22 protein-coding genes and 3 pseudogenes are annotated in these 25,428 nt (G+C 66.1%); 9 read left to right on the top strand and 16 right to left on the bottom strand.

From position 1 onward, the window contains the following. Positions 1 to 7 precede the first annotated feature (7 nt). The 3 genes and pseudogenes from ACETMP_RS29905 to ACETMP_RS29895 form a co-directional block, all read right to left on the bottom strand. Entirely contained in the window at positions 8 to 1,315 is a 1,308-nt protein-coding gene (locus ACETMP_RS29905; protein ID WP_375158945.1) for an NAD(P)/FAD-dependent oxidoreductase, read from the bottom strand. 16 nt (positions 1,316 to 1,331) lie between these two features. Further along, a complete protein-coding gene (locus tag ACETMP_RS29900; RefSeq protein ID WP_375158944.1) occupies positions 1,332 to 2,048 on the bottom strand; it encodes an HAD family hydrolase in 717 nt (238 codons plus the stop codon). 36 nt (positions 2,049 to 2,084) lie between these two features. Beyond that, a pseudogene (locus ACETMP_RS29895) lies at positions 2,085 to 3,165 on the bottom strand (ABC transporter ATP-binding protein). A gap of 211 nt (positions 3,166 to 3,376) precedes the next feature. On the opposite strand from ACETMP_RS29895, the gene ACETMP_RS29890 reads away from it, so the two are divergent. After that, a complete protein-coding gene (locus ACETMP_RS29890) occupies positions 3,377 to 4,315 on the top strand; it encodes a LysR family transcriptional regulator (protein WP_375158943.1) in 939 nt (312 codons plus the stop codon). Between the two features lie 58 nt (positions 4,316 to 4,373). Here the strand turns inward: ACETMP_RS29890 and uxuA are convergent, their stop codons facing one another. The 6 genes from uxuA to ACETMP_RS29860 all read right to left on the bottom strand — a co-directional run bounded on the left by uxuA (position 4,374) and on the right by ACETMP_RS29860 (position 10,588). Next, complete coding sequence (gene uxuA, locus ACETMP_RS29885; RefSeq protein ID WP_375158942.1) at positions 4,374 to 5,564, bottom strand: mannonate dehydratase; 1,191 nt, start codon at positions 5,562 to 5,564, stop codon at positions 4,374 to 4,376. 13 nt (positions 5,565 to 5,577) lie between these two features. Further along, positions 5,578 to 6,627, bottom strand: a complete 1,050-nt coding sequence (locus tag ACETMP_RS29880) for an L-idonate 5-dehydrogenase (protein WP_375158941.1) — start codon at positions 6,625 to 6,627, stop codon at positions 5,578 to 5,580. Continuing rightward, complete coding sequence (locus ACETMP_RS29875; protein ID WP_375158940.1) at positions 6,624 to 8,030, bottom strand: TRAP transporter large permease; 1,407 nt, start codon at positions 8,028 to 8,030, stop codon at positions 6,624 to 6,626. The genes ACETMP_RS29880 and ACETMP_RS29875 overlap by 4 nt, the downstream gene beginning before the upstream one ends. A 4-nt stretch (positions 8,031 to 8,034) precedes the next feature. Further along, positions 8,035 to 8,613 carry a TRAP transporter small permease gene (locus ACETMP_RS29870; RefSeq protein ID WP_257176873.1) on the bottom strand — a complete coding sequence of 193 codons (579 nt, stop codon included), beginning with the start codon at positions 8,611 to 8,613 and terminating at the stop codon, positions 8,035 to 8,037. A gap of 113 nt (positions 8,614 to 8,726) precedes the next feature. After that, positions 8,727 to 9,704, bottom strand: coding sequence for a sialic acid TRAP transporter substrate-binding protein SiaP (locus ACETMP_RS29865; protein WP_375158939.1), 978 nt, complete (start codon positions 9,702 to 9,704; stop codon positions 8,727 to 8,729). Between the two features lie 71 nt (positions 9,705 to 9,775). Continuing rightward, positions 9,776 to 10,588 (bottom strand): FadR/GntR family transcriptional regulator, encoded by an 813-nt coding sequence (locus ACETMP_RS29860; RefSeq protein WP_375162026.1) that lies wholly within the window; start codon positions 10,586 to 10,588, stop codon positions 9,776 to 9,778. 158 nt (positions 10,589 to 10,746) lie between these two features. Between ACETMP_RS29860 and ACETMP_RS29855 the strand changes: the two genes are divergently transcribed. Both ACETMP_RS29855 and ACETMP_RS29850 read left to right on the top strand, forming a co-directional pair. Then, the gene (locus tag ACETMP_RS29855; protein WP_375158938.1) at positions 10,747 to 12,231 is read left to right on the top strand and encodes a mannitol dehydrogenase family protein; all 1,485 of its coding nucleotides are present in this window, start codon (positions 10,747 to 10,749) and stop codon (positions 12,229 to 12,231) included. Between the two features lie 97 nt (positions 12,232 to 12,328). Further along, positions 12,329 to 12,736 (top strand): nuclear transport factor 2 family protein, encoded by a 408-nt coding sequence (locus tag ACETMP_RS29850; RefSeq protein ID WP_375158937.1) that lies wholly within the window; start codon positions 12,329 to 12,331, stop codon positions 12,734 to 12,736. Between the two features lie 24 nt (positions 12,737 to 12,760). Here the strand turns inward: ACETMP_RS29850 and ACETMP_RS29845 are convergent, their stop codons facing one another. Next, on the bottom strand, positions 12,761 to 13,516 hold the full coding sequence (locus ACETMP_RS29845) for an HAD family hydrolase (RefSeq protein WP_375158936.1): 756 nt from the start codon (positions 13,514 to 13,516) through the stop codon (positions 12,761 to 12,763). Positions 13,517 to 13,660: 144 nt separating this feature from the next. Here ACETMP_RS29845 and ACETMP_RS29840 point away from each other — a divergent pair, with 144 nt between their 5' ends. The 4 genes from ACETMP_RS29840 (at position 13,661) to ACETMP_RS29825 (ending at position 18,014) form a co-directional block, all read left to right on the top strand. After that, positions 13,661 to 14,509: an SDR family oxidoreductase gene (locus ACETMP_RS29840; RefSeq protein ID WP_375158935.1), complete on the top strand. Its 849-nt coding sequence runs from the start codon at positions 13,661 to 13,663 to the stop codon at positions 14,507 to 14,509. A 117-nt stretch (positions 14,510 to 14,626) separates the two neighbouring features. Then, the gene (locus tag ACETMP_RS29835) at positions 14,627 to 15,895 is read left to right on the top strand and encodes a serine hydrolase domain-containing protein (protein WP_375158934.1); all 1,269 of its coding nucleotides are present in this window, start codon (positions 14,627 to 14,629) and stop codon (positions 15,893 to 15,895) included. 343 nt (positions 15,896 to 16,238) lie between these two features. Further along, complete coding sequence (locus ACETMP_RS29830; protein WP_375158933.1) at positions 16,239 to 16,817, top strand: MarR family winged helix-turn-helix transcriptional regulator; 579 nt, start codon at positions 16,239 to 16,241, stop codon at positions 16,815 to 16,817. A 132-nt stretch (positions 16,818 to 16,949) separates the two neighbouring features. Beyond that, positions 16,950 to 18,014: a ketopantoate reductase family protein gene (locus ACETMP_RS29825; RefSeq protein WP_375158932.1), complete on the top strand. Its 1,065-nt coding sequence runs from the start codon at positions 16,950 to 16,952 to the stop codon at positions 18,012 to 18,014. 28 nt (positions 18,015 to 18,042) lie between these two features. On the opposite strand, the gene ACETMP_RS29820 is transcribed toward ACETMP_RS29825, so the two are convergent. After that, positions 18,043 to 18,627 carry a LysE family translocator gene (locus tag ACETMP_RS29820; RefSeq protein WP_375158931.1) on the bottom strand — a complete coding sequence of 195 codons (585 nt, stop codon included), beginning with the start codon at positions 18,625 to 18,627 and terminating at the stop codon, positions 18,043 to 18,045. A gap of 269 nt (positions 18,628 to 18,896) precedes the next feature. Here ACETMP_RS29820 and ACETMP_RS29815 point away from each other — a divergent pair, with 269 nt between their 5' ends. Next, positions 18,897 to 20,408, top strand: a complete 1,512-nt coding sequence (locus ACETMP_RS29815) for a helicase HerA domain-containing protein (protein ID WP_375158930.1) — start codon at positions 18,897 to 18,899, stop codon at positions 20,406 to 20,408. Between the two features lie 82 nt (positions 20,409 to 20,490). Here ACETMP_RS29815 and ACETMP_RS29810 read toward each other — a convergent pair. Beyond that, a pseudogene (locus ACETMP_RS29810) lies at positions 20,491 to 20,583 on the bottom strand (CMD domain protein); the annotation flags it as partial. A 34-nt stretch (positions 20,584 to 20,617) separates the two neighbouring features. Continuing rightward, positions 20,618 to 21,652 (bottom strand): putative FMN-dependent luciferase-like monooxygenase, encoded by a 1,035-nt coding sequence (locus tag ACETMP_RS29805; RefSeq protein WP_375158929.1) that lies wholly within the window; start codon positions 21,650 to 21,652, stop codon positions 20,618 to 20,620. A gap of 468 nt (positions 21,653 to 22,120) precedes the next feature. Between ACETMP_RS29805 and ACETMP_RS29800 the strand changes: the two are divergent. Further along, positions 22,121 to 23,910: pseudogene (locus ACETMP_RS29800) on the top strand (peptide ABC transporter substrate-binding protein). Positions 23,911 to 24,436: 526 nt separating this feature from the next. Here the strand turns inward: ACETMP_RS29800 and ACETMP_RS29795 are convergent. The 3 genes from ACETMP_RS29795 to ACETMP_RS29785 form a co-directional block, all read right to left on the bottom strand. Next, positions 24,437 to 24,778 (bottom strand): DUF2934 domain-containing protein, encoded by a 342-nt coding sequence (locus ACETMP_RS29795; protein WP_375158928.1) that lies wholly within the window; start codon positions 24,776 to 24,778, stop codon positions 24,437 to 24,439. Positions 24,779 to 24,847: 69 nt separating this feature from the next. Beyond that, a complete protein-coding gene (locus ACETMP_RS29790) occupies positions 24,848 to 25,033 on the bottom strand; it encodes a hypothetical protein (protein ID WP_375158927.1) in 186 nt (61 codons plus the stop codon). Continuing rightward, a complete protein-coding gene (locus tag ACETMP_RS29785) occupies positions 25,030 to 25,191 on the bottom strand; it encodes a DUF2934 domain-containing protein (protein WP_375158926.1) in 162 nt (53 codons plus the stop codon). Before ACETMP_RS29785 ends, ACETMP_RS29790 begins: the two co-directional genes overlap by 4 nt. Between the last annotated feature and the right edge of the window lie 237 nt (positions 25,192 to 25,428).

The following is a 25,428-nucleotide window of genomic DNA, read 5'->3' as shown; positions in this document are numbered from 1 at the left end:
AGAGAACTCACCGACCGATCGCATCGAGAAACTGGTACCAGCCGGCGACCATGCGCACGGCGGGCTCGCGCAGCGGGTAGAGCGGAATCGTCTTCATCCGCCTGACGTCGAGCAGGCCGACATCGGGGCTTTCGCCGCGCACGAAAGCGGCGAGATAGCGACCCATCAGGCTCGACATCGCAACGCCGGCGCCGTTGTAGCCCAGCGAGACCAGCGTGCGGTCGTCGAGCCGGCCAATATGGGGCACCGAGTCCAGCGTCATCGCGACCAGGCCCGACCATTTGTAGTCGAGCGGGACGTCGGCAAGATCGGGGAAGATGCCGACCATCGCCTTGCGAAGTGCGTCGAACGCGGCTTGCGAGTCCTGCTTGCCGAAGGCGCCGCGGCCGCCGAAAATCGCGCGTTGATCGACCATACGGAACCAGCGCATCATGCGCTTGGTCTCGGTATAGGTGCGCCCCGACGGCATCAGCTTTCCCGCAAGATTGCGCGGCAGCTGCGCGGTCGCGACCATGGCGCTGCGGAACGGGACCAGCGTGCGCTGCAGGTGCGCGGTGGCGCCGGTGAGGTCGGAATAGCTGTTGGTGGCGATGATCGCCTGTCTTGCGCGCACGACGCCTTGCGGCGTCTCGGCGACGATGCCGTCCTTCTCACGCCGCAGCCTCACGACGGGCGACTCCTGGAACACCAACACGCCGCGGCGCGCGACGCCGTCGGCGAGGCCGCGCAGGTAGTTCAGCGGATGGATACCGCCGGAGCCGGGATGGAGCACGCCGCCGACGAAGATGTCCGAGCCGGTCTCCTCGCGCACTTCGGTCTTATCGAGGATGCGGACCTCGGCAGAGCCCATCTCGCGCGTCATCCAGTTGGCTTCGTCGATCGCGGCCCGGAGCGTCGTCTCGTTATGCGCGGCCTTGACCTGGCCGGTGCGCGTCAGGTTCGCGCTGGTGATGCCAAACTCCGACACCAGCTCCTCGACCATGTCGGTCGATTCATGCGCGATCTCGTACATCCGCTTCGCCATGGCGCGGCCATGCGCGGCGTCGATCTCGCGAAACGACAGGCGGAACTTGGCGGTGATGACCCCGCCATTGCGGCCGCTTGCGCCCCAGCCGGGGCGGTTGGCCTCGAGCACGATTGGCGCGAGGCCGCTCTTGGCAATGTGGTGCGCGGCGGAGAGTCCCGTGTAGCCCGCACCGACGATCACCACATCGGCCTGCTGCTCCCCCGACAGTACGGGAAAATCGCGCGCCGGCGCCGCCGTGGCTTCCCACAACGAGTTGGCCGATGGCAGCGCGCTCCAGTCCCGTGTCATGCCCGCGCTCACGATGTTACGCCGCAGGCCCAACGGCGGCGTCGGCAAGCGCCTTCAGCGTCGGGAAATGGAAGTCCGGCTTGGTCAGCGTCTCCACCGCCGGCGTGCCGCCGAAGCCGGCGATGCCCTGGCGACGCTCGATCCAGCACACCTTGTAGCCGAGCTTCCGCGCGATGCCGATGTCGTGGTACTGGCTCTGCGCGACATGCAGGATGTCGGACTGCTTGTAGCCGAATGCGGACTGGCGCCCCCTGTTGTAGGCGAAGAATTCAGGGTTGGGTTTTGCTACCCCGGTGTCGTCGGCACACACGGTGTCGTCGAAGGGATCGCCGAGCGCGTGGGCATAGCAGGACAGCGCGACGCGGTCCGCGTTGGTCATCGCCACCAGCCGGAATTTCGTGCGCAGACGCTTCAGCGCCTCGACTGAATCTGCGAACGGCCCCCAGCGCAGTACGGCAAGCTGGAACATGTCGCAGGCCGCATCATCGGCGGGCAGTCCGAGCTCGGTGGCGAGGTGACGATAGACGTGGAACATCGCCTCGCTGGAGCGCCCATAATGCTTGTCGCGGCCGCGCTTGTAGGGCTCGAAGATCTGGTCGTCGCTGAGCTCGGCCGGCGTCTTGCCCGAGATCCTGCGCACCGCGGAGAGCACGCCGGCCTCGAAATCGATCAAGGTGCCGACGACGTCGAAGGTGAGAACCTTGAAATTGCTGAACGCGGCTTGGGTCGACATGTCGGTTTTCTTCTTTCGGTTGGACAAGGCTTGAGGTCAGTCCACCCTGGGCACGACGATGGTGTCCTCGGGGTGAAGGGTGACGGTGAGGCGGCCGCCGAGCGGCGGAATGCGGCTATAGGCCTGGTGATAGCTCGGCTGGCGCAGGCTGAGCGCAACGCCGTTTTCGAGCGCCAGAAAAATGCGCAGGCTCTCGCCCTGATAGACGATGTCGGTGACCGTGCCGGTCAGCCGGTTGCAGGCGGCATCCTGCGCGCCGTCGTCGATCAGGAGCTTTTCGCTGTGCACTGCCAGCATCAACGCATCGCCATCGGGAATGACGCGGGCGCTGCGCAGCAGCGCATTGCCGAGCGCGACGCTGGAGGCATCGACGCGGCGAACGGGGAGCATGGTCGCTTCCCCGATGAAGCTCGCGACGAAGGAATCGGCGGGATGATCGTGCAGGCGCTCGGGCACGTCGATCTGGATCAGCCGGCCGTCCTTCATGACCGCGACGCGGTCGCTCATGGTCAAGGCTTCGCGCTGGTCATGGGTGACGTAGATGATGGTGGCCTCGATGCGCCGGTGCAGCGCGCGCAGCTCGATCTGCATGGATTCGCGCAGCTGCTTGTCGAGTGCCGACAGCGGCTCGTCCATCAGGATCAGTCGCGGCTCGAAGATCATGGCGCGCGCCAGCGCCACGCGCTGGCGCTGGCCGCCGGAGAGCTGTGCGATGCCGCGCTCCTCATAGCCGGCGAGCCCGACCATGCCGAGCGCCGCACGCACCTTGTCCGGCCAGGACGCCTTCGGCAGGCGCCGCGCACGCAGGGGAAAGGCGACGTTCTCGCCGACGCTCATATGCGGGAACAGCGCGTAGTTCTGGAACACGACGCCGATGTCGCGCTTGTGCGGCGGCATGTAAGGCGACGTCGCGGCCGCCGAACAGGATCGTGCCCGCCGACGGCAGGATGAAGCCGCCCAAAATTCCAAGCAGCGTGGTCTTGCCCGAGCCGGAGGGACCGAGCAGCGAGACGAACTCGCCGGCGCCGACATTGAGGGAGACGTCGTCGAGGGCGCGGACGGGGCCATAGGCCTTGCTCGCGGATCTGATCTCGACGCTTTCCGCTCGTTTGTCCAACGATCGACCTCGCCCGTCCCTGCAACGGCGTGCCTCACTGCGCGCCATAAGCCTGCTTTATAGACAGGGAATCCGAGCACTCGGGATCGAAGCGTGCGCCGCACCAAATCCTTGCTCGCCAGCCCCTGTCTTAAGGCTGTGATCGCGATGACAACAGACTTGGCAAAACTCGGCAATTGCCAAATTCTCACGCGGCTCATAACATGGCGTTATGCCCGAGCTTCGCCGCATGCTGCCATCGAGCAACGCCCTGTTCGTCTTCGACGCCGCGGCGCGCAATGGCAGCTTCACGGCCGCGGCCGCCGAATTGAACGTCACGCAGCCGGCGGTGAGCCGGATGCTCGGCCAGTTCGAGGAGCATCTCGGCGTGCGCCTGTTCGACCGCAAGGCGGGGCGCGCAGTGCTCACCGAGGAGGGCGAACTGCTCTATCGCCGCGTGCTCGACGGCTTTCGCAGCATCGAGAGCGGGCTGGTCGAGATCGAGCGGCGCCGCAAGGGCACCGAGACGGTGACGCTGTCGGTCTCGTCGGCCTTCACCACGCATTGGCTGATGCCGCGCATCGACAAGCTGCAGAAGCAGTTTCCGCAAGTGGATTTACGCTTCCAGCTCATCTCCGGCGCGTTGCGCGGGCCGGTGGAGAATGTCGACCTCGGCATGCGCTTCCGCGATCGTGACGAGCCGCCGTCGGGCGGCACGCTGGTGATGAGGGAAGTCATGCTGCCGATGTGCAGCCCGTCCTATCTCGGCGAAACCGATCCCACCGAGGGCAACACCATCATCCGCCTTGCCGAGACGCCGGGCGACTGGGCCGCGGATTACGCCTCGCTCCTCACCGGTCGCCGCGGCGCGGCCAAGGCGCTGAGCTTCACCGATTATGCCGTCGTGGTGCAGGCCGCCCTGCTCGGCCAGGGCATCGCGCTCGGCTGGCTGACGGTCGCCTCGCACTGGCTGCTCACCGGCGCGCTGGTGCCGGCCTCCGACCGGCTCACCACCACGCGCCGCGTCTGCGAATTCCTGCCACCGCGCAACCGCCCGATGCGCCCGATCGCTGCCGAGATCCGCGACTGGATCATCGCGCAGATGACAAGCGAGATCGCCGCGATCGACCGCCTCTATCCGAAGCTGGGGGCAATGGCGGCGTGCTATTGATGTTCTTCTCCCTCTCCCCGCTTGCGCGGAGAGGCGAAGCGTCCGCCTCATCACGTGATCACCGATGCTCGATCGCGCGGATCGCGCCGCGAAGCTCGGCGAGACCGCGGAGGCGGCCGATGGCGGTGTAGCCGGGGTTGGTGCGCTTGGTGGCGGCGAGGTCATCGAGCATGCGGTGGCCATGATCGGGACGGAACACGATCCTCTTGTCCGGCGACCGCCGCGCGTTCTCCTTCAGAAGCGCCTTCAGCACCGCGACCATGTCGACGTCGCCGTCGAGATGATCGGATTCGTAGAACGACAGCCCGTCGGATTCGCGCTTGGTGGCGCGCAGATGGGCAAAGGCGATGCGCGGGCCGAAGCGCTCGGCCATTTCAGGCAGATTGTTCTCCGCGCGCACGCCGAGCGAGCCGGTGCACAGGCAGATGCCGTTGGCCTTGGAAGGCACCGCGTCGAACAGCGCCTGATAGTCATCGGCCGAGGAGGCAATGCGCGGCAGGCCGAACAACGGCCGCGGCGGATCGTCCGGATGCAGGGTCAGCGACACCCCGAGCTGCTCGGCCACCGGCGTCACGCGCGCCAGGAACTCGGCGAGATGCTGCCGCAGGATCCTTGGCGTGATGTCGCGATAGCTCTCCAGCCGGTCGCGGAATTGCGGCAAGGTCATCGGCTCGGTGGTCGAGCCCGGCAGCGCGCTGGCGATGACCATGACGAGATAGTCGATATCGGCCTGGCTCATCTGCTCGAACAGCGCCTTGGCGCGCGCCTGCTGTTCGGGCGAGTACTCCTGCACGGCCGCCGGACGCTTGAGGATATGCAGCTCGAAGGCGGCGAAACGATCCTGGTCGAAGCGCATGGTGCGGGCGCCGTTCGGCAGCTCCCATTCGAGGTCGGTGCGGCACCAATCGACCACAGGCATGAAATTGTAGCAGATGATCTTGATGCCGGCCGCCGCGACGGCTTCAAGGCTGGCGATCCAGGCCTCGATGGACCTGGTCGCCTTGGCCCCCAGGCGCTTGACGTCGTCGGGCACCGGAATCGATTCCACCACCGACCAGGTCAGCTGCGATCGCCCCGGTTGACCGTTCTCGATAAGATTCTTGCGCTCTTCGACCGCCTTGCGCGTCCAGGCCTCCCCGATCGGGACCTGATGCAGCGCCGAGACGATGTCAGTCGCCCCGGCCTGCCTGACGTCGTCAAGCGACACGGGATCATCGGGCCCGTACCAGCGCCATCCTTCCAGCATCATGGGTCTCTCCCAATCAGGTCACGGTCAGCACGACCTTGACGCTCTGCGAGCGGTCGAGCGCCAGCCGCAGCGCATCCGGCGCGCTCGCCAGCGGACGCTCGGCGGTGACCAGCGACAGCACGTCGACGCTGCCATTTGAGATCAGCTCCACCGCGGTCATGAACTCGAAGCCGAAGCGGAACGAGCCGCGCAGGTCGATCTCCTTGGCCATCACCGCATTCGCCGGCGTCGGGATCTGACCGCCCGGCAGATTGCCGATCTGCACCACGATGCCGCCGCGCCTGACAATGCCGATGGCGCTGGCAAGGCCGGCGGCCGTGCCCGACACCTCAAAGGCGACGTCGTATGGGCGCGCGGCCGCCTGCGCCTTCAGGCCTTCTTCCCCGCCCGAGACATTCTCGACATGCGAAGCGCCAAGCCGGGTTGCGAACGCCAGCGGCGCCGGTGCGATGTCGGCCACCGTGATGTCGGCCATGCCGGCGCGGCGCGCGGCCAGCATGGTCAGAAGCCCGATCGGACCGGCACCGAAGATGATGCCGCGCTTGCCCTCGATATTGCCGGCGCGCGCGACCGCGTGCAGGCAGACCGCGAGCGGCTCGGCCAGCGCGGCGGCCTGGTATGACACATGATCCGGGATCTTCACGCACTGCGCCGGGATCGCGTCGAAATAATCGGCAAAACCACCCTGCATGTGCGGCGTCTTCGAGGCCGAGCCCATGAAGTAGATGTTCTCGCACAGGTTCGGCCGGCCCTCGTGGCAGGCGACGCAACGGCCGCACCAGCGCGACGGGTTGACGGCGACGCGGTCACCGACCTTCAGATTGGCGGCAGTGCCTGCGATCTCCACGACCTCGCCCGAGATCTCGTGGCCGAGCACCAGCGGCGACTTCACCACGAAATCGCCGGTCCGGGCATGGCGGAAATAGTGCATGTCCGAGCCGCAGATGCCGCCAGCGCCGAAGCGGATGCGCACCATGCCGTCGGCGAGCCTGTCGAGCGGCTGCTCGATCATGCGCAGATCTTCGGGCCCGAACAGGGTTGCGGCGAGAGCGATCGAGGTCATTTGGAGAGTCCCATGTATTTTGGCAGCCAGAGGGTCAGTTCGGGAATGAAGGTGATCGCGATCAGCCCCAGCATCAGCGGCACCAGCCAGGGCAGGATCGCCACCGTCGTGCGCTCGACCGAGAGTTTTGCGACACGAGCGAGCACGAACAGCACCATGCCGAGCGGCGGATGCAACAGGCCGATCATCAGGTTCAGCGTCATGATCAGGCCGAAGTGAATGGGATCGATGCCGAGCTTGAGCACGATCGGCAGCAGGATCGGTACCAGGATGGTGATCGCGGCCGTGGTGTCGATGAAGCAGCCGACGAACAGGATCAGCACGTTGGCGAGCGCCAGAAACACCCATTTGTTGTGGGTGACGCTGAGCATCCAGTCCGAGAGCGTCTGCGCGGCCTGCGACACCGTCAGCAGCCAGGCGAAGATCGAGGCGGCGGTGACGATGAACAGCACCGAGGCCGTGGTCTCGATCGTGTCGAACGTCGCCTTCGCCACCGTCTGCAGCGTCATGGTGCGGTAGCGGACGAGGCCAAGGAACAGCGACCAGATCACCGCGGCAACGGCAGCTTCCGTCGGCGTGAACCAGCCGAGCGTCATGCCGCCAATCAGGATCACCGGCGCCATCAGCGCCATCACCGCCGAGAAGTCGAAATACCAGTCGATCGCCAGCAGCGTGCCGAGGCCGATGACGACCGCCACGTTGATCGAGAGGCCGGCCATCACCATCAGCCAGATCGCCAGCGGGAACGAGAGCACGATGACAATCTCCAGGCCCGCCGAGCCGAGCTGCGGCCAGGAGAACGGCGTGTCGCTGCCCCATTTGTTCTTGTGCGCGAAATAGGTGACGGTGATCATCATGAACAAGGTCAGAACGACGCCCGGAATGACGCCGCCGAGAAACAGTGCGCCGATCGAGACGTTCGCCATCATGCCGTAGATCACGAACGGCAGCGACGGCGGGATGATGGGCCCGAGCGTCGCCGAGGCCGCGGTGACGCCGACCGAGAACTCGGTCGAGTAGCCGTGGTCCTTCATCGCCTTGATCTCGATGGTGCCGAGACCGGCGGCATCCGCGATCGCGGTGCCGGACATGCCGGAGAAGATCACCGAGCCGATGATGTTGACGTGGCCGAGGCCGCCGCGCATCCACCCCACCAGCGCAACGGCGAACTTGTAGATGCGCCCGGTGACGCCGGCGATGTTCATGAGGTTGCCGGCGAGGATGAAGAACGGCACGGCGAGCAGCGGAAAGCTCTCCACGCCGGCGATCATGCGCTGCGCCAGCGTGACGTCGGGCGTCACGCCGCTGACCAGGATGTAGAGCAGCGACGAGGCGGCCATGGCGATCGCCACGGGAACGCCGAGCAGCATCAGAAGGAGAAAGCCTCCGAGCAACAGCAGCATGACGTTATATCTCCGACCCGTCGTAGGCACCGGGGCGTTCGAGGACCGAGTAGCCCTGCCGCCAATGTTGCAGCGCCGCCTGCACGGAACGCAGGAACATCAGCACGAAGCCGAGCAGCACGAAGTAATAGACGTAATTCTTGGGGAAATTGATCGTGGTCATCTGCTCGTCGCCGATGATCTGGATGTAGACCCAGACCAGCTTGATGGCGTAGCCGAAGAAGGCGATCCGGATCAGGTCGATCATCGTCGACAGCGCGCGCCCCACGCGCGGCGGCAGATAGCGGTAGAGAAGGTCGACCTGGATGTGCCGGGACAGCCGCACGCACATCGAAGCGCCGATGAAGACCACGCCGATCAGGCAATAGGTCGCGATCTCCTCGGTCCAGGCGTAGCTGTCGTTGAGCACGTAGCGGGTGAAGAACTGCAGGAAGACGGCGAGCGCCATCACCCAGAAGACCGCAAGCGCCACCCAATCCTCGAACGCGTAGATGCCGAGATCGACCTTCGGCGTCGCCTCCTCCTCGAAGGTATGGGCGATCTCCTCCGCGGTGATCTGCCGGTGGATTTCGGCGGTGGACATGGGGCCTCCTCAAACTCGCTACGTCGTTCCGGGATGGTGCGTTTGCACCAGACCCGGAACCTCGAGATCCCGGGCTCGGTCCTGCGGACCGCCCCGAGATGACGGCTACGCCGTCATTTCACCGCCTGGATCTTTTCCCAGTCGGCCTTGCGATAGCCGAAGGTCTCGAACGCGACGTTCTTAAGCACGGTGTCGCGGAACTCGTTCTTGTCGACCTCGGTCACGCTCAGGCCCTTCTCCTTGAAGAAGGCGACCAGCTTGGCCTCGTTCTGCTTGATCTCGTCGGTGGCCTTGGCGGCGGCTTCCTGCGCCACGTCGGTGAAGATCTTCTTGTCTTCGTCGCTGAGCTTCTTCCACAGGGCGCCGGCGACCACGGTGTTGAGGTGGTCGACGATGTGGCCGGTCAGCACGATGTGCTTCTGCACCTCGTAGAACTTCTTGGCCTCGATCGTGGTCAGGGGATTCTCCTGCGCCTCGACCGTGCCGTTCTGAAGCGCGAGATAAACTTCGGCGAATGCGATCGGCGCGGTGTTGGCGCCGCAGGCGCGCGGCATCGCCAAATAGGCGGGCACGTCGGGCACGCGTATCTTCAGGCCCTTCATGTCGGCGCAGGTCTTGATCGGCTTGTTCGACGAGGTCTGCCGCACGCCGTAATAGGTCACCGCGACGATGTGGTGGCCGCTCTTGTCCTCGTAGCCCTTGACCAGCTCCTTGAAGATATCGCTCTTGGTGTAGGCGAGCAGATGATCGGCATCGCGGAACGTGTAGGGATAATAGGTCACGCCGATCGGCGCGAAGCTCTTGGCCGCGAAGCTCGAGCCGGAGATGATGAGGTCGACCGAGCCGAGCGAGAGGCCCTGGTTGATGTCGGTCTCCTTGCCGAGCTGGGAGGCCGGATAGACGTCGATCTGGTAGCGGCCGTTGGTGCGCTTGCCGATCTCTTGCGCGGCCCAGACCGAGGCGGTGTGGAACGGCTCCGAGGTCTCGTAGACATGGGCCCATTTGAGCTTGGTCTGCGCCATGCTGGCACTGGTCGCAGCCAGCAGCGCAGCGGCGGAAACCATTGCTGCAATCGTCATCTTCTTCAACATCGACTTTTCCTCCATCGTTCAAGTCTGCTTCTTGTTCGCCCGCCCCGGCATGGATGCGGGCCCGCACAATCTCATCGCCGCCGCGCGCTGCTGCCCTTGGCGCGCGTCTTCGGCGCAGGTTTTGGTTTTGACGACTTCGCGGGGGCTCGCGCGCTCCGGCTCGCTCCCGGCGACGGCGCGGCCGCGTTCTCGGCACCGAAATTCTGCGCGAAGCGCTCCTGCGATCTCACCAGATGGACGCGCATCGCCTCGCGCGCGGCTTGCGGATCATGCGCCGCGATCGCCTCGCGCACGGCGCGGTGCTCGTCGAGCGCGGTGCGCCAGGTGCCCGGGTTCTCGAAATAATGCGCGAGCTGCGCGAAATAGGGATTGAGGCGCTGGTCGAACAGCTCGCCGACCACGCGCACCAGCACGGCATTGCCGAGGCTGCCGGCGATCGCGACGTGGAATGCGCGGTCGTGAACCATGGAGGCTTCGCCGGGATGCTCGACCTTCTCCATCGCGAGCAGCGAGGCGTCGATGCGGGCGATGTCGTCCTTCGTCGCCACGCGCGCGCCCTCTTCGGCGATCGCGCTTTCCAGGAATTCGCGGGCGCGCAGCAGCTCGAACGGCCCCTCGATGACGGACGCGGCTGCCGGCGCGGCAATTGCCGCAGGCTCGATCACATAGATGCCGGAGCCGACGCGGATGCGCAGCCGCCCCTCGACCTCGAGCGCGATCAAGGCTTCGCGCACCGTGGGCCTGGACACCTTGAGCTGCTCGGCGAGCTCGCGCTCGGTCGGCAAGCGGCTGCCGACCGCGTATTCGCCGCTGTCGATCAGGCTTCGCAATTGATCGGCGACCTGGCGATAGAGCCGTCTCGCCTCCACAGCTTCCAGCGGCACGCTGGTCCTCCCGAAAGGGGTCACGCGGGACTTTCCGCCCGCGGCCCGCCAATTTTGGAAAATTGGTCTTACCAATTGACCGGAGCATTGACCCGATACGAGCGCCATGTCAAGCAGCGGCAAAGCTCAAGCAGCGGCAAAGCAACGGGGAGACGTCCATGCGCCCAGGTTCAGCGCGTCTTGGCAGGGCCAATCTCGACTGGCTGCCGCCGGCCGTCCGCCGCCCGGCCTACGACCTCTCGCGCGTCACGCCCGGCATCGTGCATCTGGGTCTCGGCGCATTTCATCGCGCGCATCAGGCCGTCGTCATCGACGATTGCCTTGCCACGGGCAGCCCATCCTGGGGCATTGTCGGGGCGAGCCTGCGCAGCCCGGATACGCGCGACGCCCTCGCCCCCCAGGATCATCTCTACGCGGTTGCCGTACGCGCCGCCGAAGGGACCGACCATCGTGTCGTCGGCGCGGTGCTCGACAGTGTCGTCGCGCGCGAGAGGCCCGCGGCCCTGGTGGAGCGGATGGCCGATCCCGCCACCCGCATCGTCTCGCTCACCGTCACCGAGAAGGGCTATTGCCACACGCCGCAGACCGGCGATCTCGACGAGCGGCACCCTGACGTCGTGCATGACCTGAACAATCTGGACGCGCCGCGATCGGCGCCCGGCTTCATCGTCGCGGCGCTGGCGCGGCGGCGCGCGCTCGGAGCCAAGCCCTTCACCGTGCTGTGCTGCGACAATCTCGCCGCCAATGGCCACACCGCGCAGCGGATCGTGACGCAGTTTGCCGCGCTGCGTTCCAAGGATCTCGGCAAGTGGATCGCGGACAATGCCGCCTTCCCCTCGACCATGGTCGACCGTATCGTTCCTGAAACGACGGATGCCGACCGGGACGCGGTGTCATCCGCGCTGGGCCTGCGCGACGCCTGGCCTGTCATGACCGAGCCTTTCACGCAATGGGTGGTCGAGGACCGCTTCACGGCGGGCCGGCCCGATCTTGCCGCCGCCGGCGTCGAGCTCGTCAGCGACGTCAAGCCGTTCGAGCTGATGAAGCTGCGGCTGCTCAACGCCAGCCATTCAGCGCTGGCCTATCTCGGCTATCTCGCCGGCTACGAGACCATCGCCGACACCATGCAGGATCCGCATTTCGCGCGTTTGGCCGCGCAGGTGATGGAGGAGGCCGCGATGACGCTGACGATGCCGTCCGGCACGGATCTCGCCGCCTATCGCGCCTCGCTGCTGAAGCGCTTCTCCAATCCGGCGCTGCACCACCGCACCTGGCAGATCGCAATGGACGGCTCGCAAAAGCTGCCGCAGCGTCTGCTCGGCGCGATGCGGGACCGCCTCGCCAGGAATCTGCCGATCGCAACGCATGCGCTCGCGGTGGCCGGCTGGATGCGTTACGTCAGCGCAACAGACGAGCAGGGCCGCGCCATCGACGTACGCGATCCGCTTGCCGCCGAGTTCGCAAAGCTGGCGCGCGAGGCGGGGCCCGTCGCGGAGCGGCTCGCGCCCGCGCTGCTCGGGGTGGAGAAGGTGTTCGGACCGCTCGGCGCGGAGCCGCGCCTGCGCGAGGCGGTCACCGCGGCCCTCGGCCGTCTCTACCAGGATGGCGCGCGGCGGGCGGTGGAGTCGCTCATCTCGGCCTGAGCACAAGCGCACAATGCTGCACTGCGGTCCAAATTGAACGCCACGTCGAACGGAAGTCGCGCTTGATTTTTGTCTGTCGTTGCCCCACCCGGGAGTGATGGCAAAAGACAGCAAGATCATCGCCGCCAACGCGGCCTTCTACGCCGCGTTTTCAGCAGGCGACTTCGCCGGCATGGAACGGATGTGGGCGGATGACGACGGCATTTCCTGCATCCATCCCGGCTGGCCCGCCATCGTCGGCCGTGCCACGGTGATCGGAAGCTGGCGCGACATCCTGCAGAATCCGCAGCGGCCGCAGATCGTCTGCGCCGAACCGCAGGCGATCGTCGACGGCGACAGCGCCCGCGTGCTCTGCATCGAGATCGTCGACGGCACCGCCTTGGCCGCCGCGAACCATTTCCGACGCGTCGGCGACGATTGGCGCCTGGTGCATCACCAGTCGAGCCCGATCGCGCAGATTGTCGAGCAGGCTGAGGACGATAGGACGAGCCACCGGGTCCACTGACCGCGCCGGACAAGCGGGCGTGTTCTACTGTGCATGGGGTTGTTTTTCGGTTTCTTGCTTGGCGGCGTCGAGTTCCGACAGATCATCCAGCACGAACCGTGCCGCGCTGAAATCCTCGTCGCGGAAAAACATGCTGCGGGTGATCAGGACCGGAATGCCGGCGCGTGAGGCCGCGATCAGGCCGTTGGCGGAATCCTCGATGGCGATGCAGTCGGCCGCGCCCAGCTGCAGCCGCGCCAGCGTTTCGAGATAGACGTCCGGCGCGGGTTTCTTGTGCCTGACGTCGTCGCCGGCAATGATGGCATCGAACTCCGCAGCCCAGCGCGCCCCCAGCGTCTGCGACAACAGCGCATCGATGTTGCCGTGCGAGGTCGTGGTCGCGATCGCGAGCCGCTGGCCGCGTGCCTTCGCCGCGGCGAGCAGCTCGATCACGCCGGGCCTCAAGCGACAGCAGCCGGTCTCGACCAGTTCGGCATAATGCGCGGTCTTGACGCGGTGAAGCGCGGCGATGTCCGCATCCGACAGCGGCGGGGCGATCGGTTGCCGCGCATGGTAGGCGCGCATGCGCTCCTTGCCGCCGGTCACCCGCAGCAGCTCCTTGTAGACGGCGCGGTCCCAACGCCAATCGAGACCGTGGCGGGCGAAGGCATGGTTGAAAGCCTGCCTATGCAACTCCTCGGTCTCGGCCAGGGTGCCGTCGACGTCGAAGATCAGTGCGGCCGCGCGCCGGATCAGCTCGCTGGCCTTCGCCGGCGCCAAGGCGAGCGCTTCTGCCTGCATGATCGGTGCCTCCCTGTACCAGGCGAACATCGCCCGAGACAGGAGGCGGGACAAATCGCAATATCTTTTGCCGGACCCAAAAATCTCTTATGAGCGAAGGCGCGCGACGGCGCGGACGGGAACTTCGAGCTTTCAGGGAGACCCATGCGCCTCTTCATTCTCGGCCTCGGCTACAGCGCCTTGCATTTCGTCCGCAAGCACGGCGGCAGCTTCTCGCATCTCGCCGGCACCGTGCGCGATCCGGCGCAGCGGAACGACCTCGCCGGCATCGAGCTCCACGCCTTTTCCGGCAGCCCTCCGTCGCGCGAGACGGTCGAGCAGGTGCGCGACGCCGACGTGCTTCTGGTCTCGATCCCGCCCGGCAGCGCCGGCGATCCCGCCATCGCGGCGTTCGGCGACGTGCTGGCAGCGGGCCGTCGCAAGATCGTCTATCTCTCGACGATCGGCGTCTATGGCGATCATTGCGGCGGATGGGTCGACGAGAGCACCCCGCCGCAGGCCACGCTCGACCGTGCGCGCCTGCGGGTTGCCGCCGAGCGGGCCTGGATCGACGTTGCGCAGGGCAATACCGCGATCCTGCGGCTTGCCGGCATCTATGGTCCCGGCCGCAATGCGCTGGTGACGCTGCGCGCGGGAACAGCGCGGCGCATCATCAAGCCCGGCCAGGTCTTCAACCGCATCCATGTCGACGATATCGCCAGCGCGATCATGGCCGCCATTCGCCGCGAAAGCGGCGGCATCTGGAACGTCTGCGACGACGAGCCGGCGCCGCCGCAGGACGTGATCGCCTATGCCGCGAAGCTGATGGGCGTGGCGCCACCACCGGAAGAGGCGTTCGCGACGGCCGAGATGTCGCCGATGGCCCGCAGCTTCTATGCCAGCAGCGCCCGCGTCTCCAACGCGCAATTGAAGCGCGAGCTCGGCGTCGCGCTGGTCCATCCGACCTATCGGCACGGCCTCGATGCGCTGTGGCGCGCGGGCGAAGCACGATAGGTTCCGGCATTACCGGCGCCCCAGTCATGCCCCGCCCGTGCTTGACTTCGCGTCGGTGCGGACGTGATCTAGGCCTTGAGTGGGCCGCCGCATAACGAGCTCGCCTGGGAGGACGCAATGATCAAGACGATCGCCATGATCGCGACGGCGGCTGCCGTCATCGCCTTCGGCACGGCCAGCGCCGCGCCACTGCCCGAAGCCAATCCCGACGACGTCGGCTTTTCCAAGCCAGGCCTGGCACGCCTCGACAATTTCTTCGCGCGCGAGATCGCCGCCAAGCGCGTGCCCGGCGCCGTCGTCGCCGTCGCGCGGGACGGCAAGCTAGTGCACTACAAGGCCTACGGCCTGCTCGATCCGGACAAGGGCACGCCGATGCCGCTCGATGCGATCTTCGCGCTGGCCTCGATGACCAAGCCGATGGCGGCGGTCGCGGGCCTGACGCTGATGGAGCAGGGACGGCTGCCGCTCCAGGCCAAGCTGTCCAATTACTATCCCGGCTTTGCCGACATGAAGGTCGGCGTGACCGAGGCTAGCGGTTCGCTCAAGCTCGAGCCCCAGGCCTCGCCGATCTTCATCCACGATCTCTACCGGCACACGTCGGGCTTGATGTATGGCGGCCGGCCGGACTCGTCGAGCCTGGTGGCGCGGCAATACCCTGACGGCATTGCTCCGGCGATCGAAGGCGACACCCAGGCCTTCATCGACCGCATCACCAAGCTGCCGCTGGCGCAACAGCCCTCAACCGCATTCGAATACGGCTTTTCGATCGACGTGCTCGGCGCGGTCGTCGAGAAGGTGAGCGAGCAGAAGCTCGGCGACTATCTCGCCGCCAATGTCTGGCAGCCGCTCGGCATGAAGGACGCGACCTTCCACCCGACCGACGCGCAGCGCCCTCGCCTCGCCCGCCCCTTCGCCAACGATCCGCTGACCGGCAAGCCGCAAGCCATCAAGCTGCTGGACACGCCGACCAAGTTCGACTGCGGCGGCGCCTGCGCGTTCGCCACGATCGGCGACTACCTCCGCTTCGGCCAGATGCTGCTCAACGGCGGCGAGCTCGACGGCCAGCGCATCCTTTCCCCGAAGACCGTGCATCACATGACGGCCAACCATCTCGGTCCCGAGATCAAGAACAACGTGGCCAAGGTCGAGCCGCATCGCGCCGGCTTCGGCTTCGGCCTTTCGGTCGCGGTCCGGACCAGCGAGGGGCTGTCGTCGGTCCCCGGCAACCCCGGCGAGTTCACCTGGAACGGTGCCTACGGAACGCAGTTCTTCTGCGATCCCAAGGAGCGTCTCGTCGTCGTGGTCGGAACGGCCGCGCCGGGCGAGCTCCGGAAATACTACCGCGAGCAAGTCCAGGACATCGTCTATGGCGCGATGACGAAGTGAGAGCGAAAAAGCTGCCGGTGGCGAGGCCGTAGCGCTCGAGCATATTGTCCCGCCGCTGCCAGTGCCGCACGTGCGACGCTACAGGGGCCGTACATGTTCGCGCACGCGCTCAGCCGACACTGCGATGGCTTCAACGCCGGCTCGCACGCCGCGCATGACCGCCCGATCACGTGCGAGCCGCCGTCAATTTGATTGGAATTTTCAAAGAGTTTGAGCTGTGCGATTTACTCGAACTTTCTTTTTGACATCCTAGTTCCACGGCCGGAAGTTCCAATGGCGAGCTTCTTCCCCACGCGCGGTGCACATGCGGCGGCGGACAAGCTTTATCCGATTTGGAATTGAAATGAATTTGGCTCGCGAATCGATTGCACTGCTGGAGCAGGCCGCAAGCATCCTGTGGTTCGAAGGCGCCAAGCACGGCCTGCGCGACCGCGAGTGGATGGCGCTGCGGTTCCTCTCCCGCGCCAACCGCTTCTCCCGAACGCCTTCGGCGCTCGCAACTTATGTCGGCACCACGCGCGGCACCGCATCCTTCATCATCGGAGAGCTTGAGCGGCTCGGCTACCTCGAGCGGAAACGCTCCGCCACCGACAAGCGCTCGGTGATGTTGAGCGTGACGCAGCAGGGCAAGAAATTCCTGGTGCGCGATCCCGTCAATGTTCTGGTCGAGGCGATTGCCGGCCTCGACGACGAGATCAAGATCCGCTTCCGCGACACGTTCCGGCACGTGCTGGACCAGTCGGACACGGCCGAGCAGCGGCACCACACCGACGTTTGCAGGCGATGCATCTTCCTCCGGGAGGAGCGCGCCGCCTCGGACAGCAAGGCGACGGCCGGGTTCAGCTGCCGCCTGTTCCGCTCGCCGATCGCGGAGGCGGAGGTCGATCTGCTCTGCACCAGCTTCGAGCATCGCCGCCAATAGAAGGCCCCTCACGCGTCCTTGTATGCATTATCCCAGTTGCCATCCCCGCGCAGTTCGCTTTACATGCCTGCAACTCGCCCGCGGATGACGGCCGGGACTTAAAAATCGCACAGAGTGTCAAAGGGACGGAGCATGGCGCGCAACATATTGATTCTCGGGGCTTCTTACGGCTCCCTGCTGGGCACGAAGCTGCTGATGGCCGGGCACAACGTGACCCTGGTCTGCCGCGCCAAGACCGCGGAGCTGATCAATCGCGAAGGTACCGAGGTGCGCATCAAGTTGCGTGACGAGGCGGTGCACCGGGCGATCTTCTCGCGCAACCTTCCGGGCAAGCTCGACGCGGTGACCCCGCAGAATGTCGATCTTTCCCGCTACGATCTGGTCGGCCTTGCGATGCAGGAGCCGCAATACACCAACCACACCGTGCGCGTCCTCATGGTCAAGATCGCCGCGGCCAAGCTGCCATGCCTGTCGATCATGAACATGCCGCCGCTGCCCTATCTGAAGCGGATTCCGGCGCTCGCCGACATGGATCTGGAAGAGGCCTACACCAACGCGCAGGTGTGGGAGCGGTTCGAGCCGGGGCTGGTGACGCTGTGCTCGCCCGACCCGCAGGCATTCCGCCCGCCGGAAGAAGCCGCCAACGTGCTGCATGTCGGCCTGCCCACCAACTTCAAGGCGTCGGTCTTTGCCGACGACAAGCACAACAAGGTGCTGCGCGAACTCGAAGCAGACATCGATGCGGTGACGCTCGACGGCCACGACGTTCCGGTGAAGCTGAAAGTATTCGACTCCCTGTTCGTGCCGCTGGCGAAATGGTCGATGCTGCTGACCGGCAATTACCGTTGCATCACGCCGAACGAGCCGCAGTCGATCCGGGATGCCGTGCACGGCGACCTCAAGCGCTCGCAGACGATCTACGAGCATGTCGACGCGATCGCGCGCCGCCTCGGCGCCGATCCGCAGGACCAGGTGCCGTTCGCAAAGTATGCCAAGGCCGCCGAGAGCCTGCTCAAGCCGTCATCGGCCGCACGGGCGGTCGCAAGCGGCGCGCCCTTCATCGAACGCGTCGACCTCCTGGTGAAGCTGATCTCGCATCAACTCGGCGTGCCCAACGCCGAGATCGACCGCACGGTCGACACGGTGGACCAGAAGCTGAACGAGAAGATCGTGCAGGGTGGCTCCGGCGCGCAGTAAGCGCGCCTCACGAGTGGGGTGTGGCGCTTCAGGCCGTCAGGAAGGATTGAAGCCAGATCAGGCCGGTCACGGCAACCAGCGTGACCGCGCCGATGCGCGTGACCAAATGGGGATGCCCGAGACGACGGGCGCCACGGCCGAGTGTCGCGCCGAGAGCGATCCACGCAGCGCCGGCCGTGACAATCTGAAGCGCGATCGCGCCGAACCAGGGCAGCAATTCGAACGGCGCAGCCTCGAGCGGCAGGAGCAGGAAAGCGAACACGAGCGCTTTCGGGTTGAGCAGCGTCGCAAGCAGCACCTGGCCGAAGGTCACCGGTGCACCATCGCGCAGCTCGCGTGTGTTGACCCTCCAAAGCATGAAGGCGAGGCAGAGGATATAGACGGTCACAGCGAGGCGAAGCACGAGCGCCGCGATCGGGATGTCGCCGACGATGGGGCCGAGCGCGAGCCGCAGCAGGGCAATCGCCAGCAGATAGCCGCACAGCTCCGCAACGAGCAGATGAAGCGAGCGCGCAAGGCCGATCCCCGCGCCCGATGTCGCGAGCAAGGTGTTGGTCGGCCCCGGTACGGCGAGCAGGAAATAGGTCGCTGCGAGGAAGGTCAGGAAGCTCATGCCCCTGACTACCAGGCTTGCGGCCAGGCTGGTTTGATCTTCATCAGCGAATCCGGCCGTCAAAGCCCGGAAGCGGCGCCTGAGCCGCCGAAATGCCCGCGACCGAGGACGATACGCAAATTCCCTGTCGTCCCGCACTTCTACGGCACATCGAATCGGACCGGAACGCCGCCGTGGGCAACGCGAATGATCGAGCCCGTGCCGCTCGACGCGCCGCGATGGGATTGATAAGCCGCTGTCCGCGAATGACGAGGACTTGAGTCGGGGACATGACGGTTGCGATCGAGATGGGGCAGACCACGGCGGGCGCCGTGGCCGCCATGGACCTCGAGGAACTCTTGGCGACCCGCCTCCTCGTGCAGGGCAATTCCGGTTCCGGCAAATCGCATTTGCTGCGGCGGCTGTTGGAACAGAGTGCGCCCTGGGTGCAGCAGGCCATCATCGACCCCGAAGGCGATTTCGTCACGCTGGCCGAGCGCTTCGGCCATCTGGTGATCGAGGCCGAGGATCACACCGAGCGCGGCCTTCAGGTTGCGGGCGAACGCGCGCGGCTGCATCGCGTCTCCACCGTGCTCAATCTCGAAGGTCTCGACGCCGAGAACCAGATGCGGCGCGCCGCCGCCTTTCTCGGCGGCCTATTCGACGTCGACCGCGACCATTGGTATCCAATGCTCGTGGTCGTCGACGAGGCACAGCTGTTCGCGCCGGCGGTGGCGGGCGACGTCTCGGACGAAGCGCGAAAGCTCTCGCTCGGCGCCATGACCAACCTGATGTGCCGCGGCCGCAAGCGTGGCCTCGCCGGCATCATCGCGACGCAACGCTTGGCGAAGCTCGCCAAGAACGTCGCGGCGGAAGCCTCCAACTTCCTGATGGGCCGGACCTTCCTCGACATCGACATGGCGCGCGCCGCCGACCTGCTCGGCATGGAGCGGCGGCAGGCCGAAGCCTTCCGCGATCTCGAACGCGGACAGTTCATGGCGCTCGGACCCGCGCTGTCGCGCCGTCCGCTGCGCCTCAACATCGGCCCGACCGACACCTCTCCGCGCAACTCGACGCCGCGCCTGATGCCGCTGCCCGAAGCGACGCTGGAGGATGCGCGCGCCGTGATCCTGGCCGCGCCGCCGCCCGATGCCAGCCGGCCGCAGCGCCGGCCGGCGCCGGATCTGCTGGAGCAGCTTCGTGCCGCGAAGGCCGCCGCCCCGGTGATCCAGCCGGAAACGGTCGAGGTGCCTGTCAGTGCCGAGGAGCTCGCCGAGCGGCGCGAGCGCGTGGACCGGACGCTGCGGGCCGTGCTCGCCGCGCCCGACGCGGGCTTCCGCGCCATCGGCGTGCTCTACCAGGAGTTTGTCGTCCGCTGCCGCATCGAGGGTCTCGGCTCGGCGGTGCCCGATCTCAACGAGTTTCGCCGCATGCTGACGCATGCGCGCGCCGGGCTCGGCACCGATCTCACCGAAGACGACGCTTGGCAGGACGTGTCGCTGCGCGCGTCCATTCTGCCCGAGGACATGCAGGGCGTGTTCATGATGATCGCACGCGCGGCCAAGGAGGGCTGGCCCTGCCCCGGCGACGCCGCGATCGCGCGGGCCTACGGCTCGCATTCGCTGCGCCGGGCGCAGCGGCTGCTCGGCTACATGGAGGAGCAGGGCCTGATCGTGGTCCAGCTCGACGGCGGCGGCCGCCGCATCGTGACGCTGGTGGAGCTGGCCTGGGCCACCGCGCCGGGCGACCCCAACGGCGATGATCTGCCGGCCGAGCCGGTCGCGCGAGCAGCGTCGGCCTAATACGAGATCGACGTCGTCATGCCCGGGCTTGCCCCGCCTGCGTGGCCGAAGCCGCTTCGGCGAGGCGAAGGCCCGGGCATCCACGGCCCTGCGGGCGGCGAGCGCGGATGACGTCGAGCGCCGAGCCCGGCTCGATCCCGGCGAGCGTGTCGATGATATCTTCAGTTGCCATCATTCAGCCTGGTGCGAGGCGAGCACATTCATTCCGGCTAGACCGCGAACGCCACTTCGCCCGCCGTCCGGGTCCAGCCCAGCGCCGGCGCGACCTTCTCGGCGACCAGCTCGATCGAGCGCAGAACGTGAGGGTGCGGCGCATCGACCGAATGCACCTGAAACACGAGATCGGTCACCCGCTCCAGCGTCGCATCGGCCCGCAGCGAGGCGATGACGTGATCGGCATCGCCGACATGGGTGTCGAACGCCGTGATCATCTCCTCCAGCGTCTCGCCCGGCTTGGCGTGACCGCCCTGCAGGAATTGCGGCAGCGCGCGGCGCAGACCAATGTCTGCGAGCCGCATCGCCTCTCGATGGTCGTCGGCGACGAAGACGCTGCGCGAGGCCATGATGCGCGGCTCGGCCCCCTTGGGCAGCGCGTCCAGATAGGCATCGATCACCGGATTCTGGATCTCGGCGAGGGTCGCCCCCGGCGCCTCCTTGGTCCGCGGCTGGGTGCGCGAGAGCAGCAGGCCATCGCCGGCCTTGCCGGCGCGCGCCCCGCCGGGGACCGAGAAGGTCGCCTGCCAGATCCGCTTGTCCAGTTGCGGCCGCTGCGGATAGATCGTGTCGCCGCCCGCGAGCGGCTTGCCGACCAACGCGGTACGGACGACCTCGAGATTGCGGGCAAAGATCTCGTTGCGCTGGGCACTGTCGAGGCCGAAGGCGGCGAACGCCGAGGGATTGCCGCCGGTGCCGACGCCGAGCTCGAAGCGGCCGTTGCAGAGGAGATCGAGCACCGCGGCGTCCTCCGCCACCCGCACCGCGTTCTCCAGCGGCAGCGTGACGATGCCGGTGCCGAGGCGGATGCGCGAGGTTTGCGCCGCGACGTAGCCGAGGAAGGTGAAGGGCGACGGCAGGCCGCCCTCGCGCTCGTGGAAATGATGCTGCGCGATCCACGCGGCATCGAGGCCCGCCTTTTCAGCGTGCACTATCTGCTCGGCCGCGAAGCGGTAGCGGTCCGCCGGCGGAGCCTCGTCGAGCAGCCGCGTGAAAAATCCCAGGCGTTTCAGGTTTGCAAAGCGTTTCATGCGACCCCTGTCGGACGAGGATGGCCAGGCGCCCGATGATGTCGGTAGCCGCGGCCTCGAGACAAGCGGACATTCGCGGGGTGGCGTAGCCGAACACGGCGCTTCAGCTGCGAACTCGGGTCTGCTGCGTGGCCAGCATCAGGTCGATGCCGGCTGTTCAAGGGACCATGTGTGGCGATGGCGTGGCGGCTGCAACGAATCTGCGGCCGCCGCAACATCACGAAACTTGATGCGCCAAGCGTGACCGCGTTAGGGTCGCGGCGCGGCCTTAGAACTTCCCCAAGTTCACATGAGTTCGCACTGGATCGTCGCCTGGGTTTCTCAGGCGGCGATCCAGGTCCCGGCCCGCACGGGCCCTCCACGTCGTCATTTCGTCGCAGGGCAGCATTGCCGGCATTGCCGCCTCGCGCCTGATGCAACATGATGGTTGCCAGCGACGATTTGTCTTCGAGGTGGAGGGGTCATCTGATGAACGAGAACGAAATCCGGGGTCTGGTCGGACAGGTCAAGCAAGGCACGCTGTCGCGGCGATCGTTCATGCAAAAGGTGGCCGCGCTTGGAATCGCGGCTCCGATCGCGAGCCAGATCCTGGTCTGGCACGACGTCGCGATGGCGGATGCCACGCTGCCGTACAAGCCGACCAAGGCTGGCGGCGGCGGCCCGCTGAAGCTGCTGTTCTGGCAGGCCCCGACCCTCCTCAATCCGCATTTCGCGATCGGCACCAAGGACCAGATGGCCTCGCGCGTGTTCTTCGAGCCGCTCGCCGGCTGGGACAGGGAGGGCAATTTGGTCCCCTGCCTCGCCGCCGAAGTCCCGACCAAGCAGAACGGCGGCCTCGCCGCCGACGGCACGAGCGTGATCTGGAAACTGAAACAGGGCGTCAAATGGCATGACGGCAAGCCCTTCACCGCCGACGACGTCGTCTTCACCTGGGTTTATGCCGCCGATCTGGCGACGGCGGCCTACACCACGGGATCCTACAAGGACATCAAGGTCGAGAAGATCGACGACCATACGGTCAAGGTGACCTTCAAGGCGCCGACGCCGTTCTGGGCCGACCCGTTCGTCGGCTCGGTCGGCCCGATCCTGCCAAAACATCATTTCGGCGACTATGCCGGCGCCAAGTCGCGCGAGGCGCCGGCCAATCTGAAACCGGTCGGCACCGGCCCCTACAAATTCGTCGAGTTCAAGCCCGGCGACCTGATCCGCGCCGAACGCAATCCCGACTATCACATCAAAAACCAGCCGCATTTCGATACGCTTTCGAGATCAAGGGCGGCGGCGATGCGGTGTCCGCGGCGCGCGCCGTGCTGCAGACCGGCGAATATGACTTCGCCTGGAACATGCAGGTCGAGGAGGAGGTCCTCAAGCGCATGGAGGCGGGTGGTAAGGGCAAGCTCGACATCACGCCGTCCGGCAACGTCGAGTTCATCATCCTCAACACGACCGACCCGTGGACCGAGGTGGACGGCGAGCGTTCGAACGCCAAGACCAAGCATCCGACGCTGTCCGACCCTGCCGTGCGCCGGGCCATCAACCTGCTGATCGACCGCGATTCGATCCAGAAATACATCTACGGCCGCGGCGGCATCGCCACCGCGAGCTTCGTCAACGCACCCAAGCAGTTCAAGTCGCCCAAGCTGAAATACGAGTTCAGCATCGACAAGGCCAACAAGGTGCTCGATGAAGCCGGCTGGAAGAAAGGCGCGGACGGCATCCGCGAGAAGGACGGCAAGAGGCTCAAATACGTGTTCCAGACCTCGACCAACGCGCCGCGCCAGAAGACCCAGGCCATCATCAAGCAGGCCTGCGAGAAGGCCGGCATCGAGATCGAGATCAAGGCGGTCACCGCCTCGGTGTTCTTCTCCTCGGACGTCGGCAACCCCGACACCTACTCGAAATTCTATGCCGACATGGAGATGTACAACACCACGCAGCCGCAGCCCGATCCGGAGCGCTTCCTGAACCAGTGCGTCTCCTGGGAGATCGCCACCAAGGAGAACAAATGGCTCGGCCGCAACATCTCGCGCTGGTCAGATCCCGAAGCCGACAAGGCCTACAAGGCCGCGCAGAACGAGCTCGATCCGGCCAAGCGCGCCGCGCTGCTGATCAAGGTCGACGAGATCTTCTGCGAGGCGCATGTGTTCCTGCCGCTGCTCTCCCGCAACGTCGTCAACGCCCACGTCAACAACCTCATGATCGACATGTCGGGCTGGGACGTCACGACGTGGAATCTGGCAGCGTGGTATCGGGTGTAGTCCGCTGTCCGGGACAAGCCGCAACGCGCATAGCGCGTCGAAGGCGCGCGTGAACGCGCTTATGGCGTTGCGGCGCCGAGCAGGACCCGGAAGGCGATACGGCACGATGCGGCGACATGGGGCCCGGCTCAGCAGCGCACCGTCGAAGCGACGCTGCGCTGCGTCCGGGGCACGAGAGCGGTAGCACTCGCCGCCTCCGCATCGTCATTGCGCAGCAATCCATATTGCCGCCGCGAGCGCCATCATACTTTTCCCATTGTGTGCTTCAGATCACAGCCGAATCGCGCGCCCTGGCCTACAAACATCGTGCATGGCCGCAAACAAGGTAACGGCGGTACGCGCGAGGCTGCGGAGGCAATCAACAGCTACGGACTTTTCGAGGCCGCCAGGGTGAGGAACCCGGCGGCCTTTTCTTTCGTTGCAGCGCCGTACTATTGCAACGCAGCACCGAAAATGTGGACACCAGTCAAGCCCGGGCCTGACGACCTCGCAAAATCCGGTGATCGAGCCCGGATCGGGCTCGCTGCTATCGCTTCGAGGACGCGTCGGAACCCTTCCGTTCTTCGCGCTCGTCCTCGATCTGCCGTTCCGCTTCCAGCCAGAACTCCAGCTCGCGACCGGCCGGCCGTCCAGCCTGCTCCCAGAGCTCGTAGGCGCGCGCGCGCACCTTTCCGCGCCGCATCATGCGACGGAGCTTTCGCTTCAGCTCCTCGGCAAAGCTTCGGAAGCGCTGCCCGGTGGTTTCGTCCCTGACGAGCGCGGCCGCTCGCGTTGCGAGTTCGATCTGGTGCTCTAGTTTCTTCTGCTCGTCCACCGCCGACACTGCCGTGGGAAGTAAGTATTCTTCGAGCCCGTGCTGTTCAGACACTGAATGCCTGTCCGGGATGGTCTGTTCCCCGAGACGCAGCTCGCATCGCGGGCAATGTGCCGACCCGGTTCAGTGCCACGTCGTACCCGCTTCGACGATCACCACGCGTATCTCCGGATCTTCGGTCGTGTTGCAGGTGCAGGGCATGCCCTCGCCGCAGCGGCAGCCGCCGAGCTGTTCGCTCCAGGCCCGGAGCGGATGATTTTCGCAGACCCATCCCAGACCCCGGCAGAATGGGCAGGTCTTGTCGGTCACAACGTATCCGGCGTCCGCAACGTGCTGGACCTGTCCTCGTTGCGCAGCTCCTGCTCGGCGGCCTGCCAGAACTCGTCGTCGCGGCCTTCAGGCTTGCCGGCCTGCTCCCACAGGCGGTGCGCGCGTTCTCTGATCTCTTGCTCGGTCGGGTCGGACATGGTGTCTCCTCTGGTGACGCACGGCCCACCCTGGGGGGCATGGGGGCTTTGGAGGCGGGCCGTGCAGGCCAGCAATCGACGGCGACTCTGGCCCGCCGATTCAAGCGCCGGGCGTGCCCGGAGTTCCTATCGTCGCGCCTTTGCGGCGATAGCTCCCCGGTTCGATTCTTCAACTGACCGACGGTGCAACATCGACCTTGATCCAGATTAAACTGGCGCTGGCCTGCCGGGATATCC

It is taken from the genome of Bradyrhizobium dasycarpum (assembly GCF_042019905.1).
GTDB classification, from domain to species: domain Bacteria; phylum Pseudomonadota; class Alphaproteobacteria; order Rhizobiales; family Xanthobacteraceae; genus Bradyrhizobium; species Bradyrhizobium japonicum_B.
Note: the sequence above shows the minus strand (reverse complement) of the source record. Positions and strands in the feature narration are given on the sequence as shown.

What these genes read in the sequence shown, in the direction of transcription:
- ACETMP_RS29905 (WP_375158945.1), bottom strand. Translation starts at nt 1,315, where the DNA reads ATGACACGGGACTGGAGCGCGCTGCCATCGGCCAACTCGTTGTGGGAA.
- ACETMP_RS29900 (WP_375158944.1), bottom strand. Translation starts at nt 2,048, where the DNA reads ATGTCGACCCAAGCCGCGTTCAGCAATTTCAAGGTTCTCACCTTCGAC.
- ACETMP_RS29890 (WP_375158943.1), top strand. Translation starts at nt 3,377, where the DNA reads ATGCCCGAGCTTCGCCGCATGCTGCCATCGAGCAACGCCCTGTTCGTC.
- uxuA (WP_375158942.1), bottom strand. Translation starts at nt 5,564, where the DNA reads ATGATGCTGGAAGGATGGCGCTGGTACGGGCCCGATGATCCCGTGTCG.
- ACETMP_RS29880 (WP_375158941.1), bottom strand. Translation starts at nt 6,627, where the DNA reads ATGACCTCGATCGCTCTCGCCGCAACCCTGTTCGGGCCCGAAGATCTG.
- ACETMP_RS29875 (WP_375158940.1), bottom strand. Translation starts at nt 8,030, where the DNA reads ATGCTGCTGTTGCTCGGAGGCTTTCTCCTTCTGATGCTGCTCGGCGTT.
- ACETMP_RS29870 (WP_257176873.1), bottom strand. Translation starts at nt 8,613, where the DNA reads ATGTCCACCGCCGAAATCCACCGGCAGATCACCGCGGAGGAGATCGCC.
- ACETMP_RS29865 (WP_375158939.1), bottom strand. Translation starts at nt 9,704, where the DNA reads ATGTTGAAGAAGATGACGATTGCAGCAATGGTTTCCGCCGCTGCGCTG.
- ACETMP_RS29855 (WP_375158938.1), top strand. Translation starts at nt 10,747, where the DNA reads ATGCGCCCAGGTTCAGCGCGTCTTGGCAGGGCCAATCTCGACTGGCTG.
- ACETMP_RS29850 (WP_375158937.1), top strand. Translation starts at nt 12,329, where the DNA reads ATGGCAAAAGACAGCAAGATCATCGCCGCCAACGCGGCCTTCTACGCC.
- ACETMP_RS29845 (WP_375158936.1), bottom strand. Translation starts at nt 13,516, where the DNA reads ATGCAGGCAGAAGCGCTCGCCTTGGCGCCGGCGAAGGCCAGCGAGCTG.
- ACETMP_RS29840 (WP_375158935.1), top strand. Translation starts at nt 13,661, where the DNA reads ATGCGCCTCTTCATTCTCGGCCTCGGCTACAGCGCCTTGCATTTCGTC.
- ACETMP_RS29835 (WP_375158934.1), top strand. Translation starts at nt 14,627, where the DNA reads ATGATCAAGACGATCGCCATGATCGCGACGGCGGCTGCCGTCATCGCC.
- ACETMP_RS29830 (WP_375158933.1), top strand. Translation starts at nt 16,239, where the DNA reads ATGAATTTGGCTCGCGAATCGATTGCACTGCTGGAGCAGGCCGCAAGC.
- ACETMP_RS29825 (WP_375158932.1), top strand. Translation starts at nt 16,950, where the DNA reads ATGGCGCGCAACATATTGATTCTCGGGGCTTCTTACGGCTCCCTGCTG.
- ACETMP_RS29820 (WP_375158931.1), bottom strand. Translation starts at nt 18,627, where the DNA reads ATGAGCTTCCTGACCTTCCTCGCAGCGACCTATTTCCTGCTCGCCGTA.
- ACETMP_RS29815 (WP_375158930.1), top strand. Translation starts at nt 18,897, where the DNA reads ATGACGGTTGCGATCGAGATGGGGCAGACCACGGCGGGCGCCGTGGCC.
- ACETMP_RS29805 (WP_375158929.1), bottom strand. Translation starts at nt 21,652, where the DNA reads ATGAAACGCTTTGCAAACCTGAAACGCCTGGGATTTTTCACGCGGCTG.
- ACETMP_RS29785 (WP_375158926.1), bottom strand. Translation starts at nt 25,191, where the DNA reads ATGTCCGACCCGACCGAGCAAGAGATCAGAGAACGCGCGCACCGCCTG.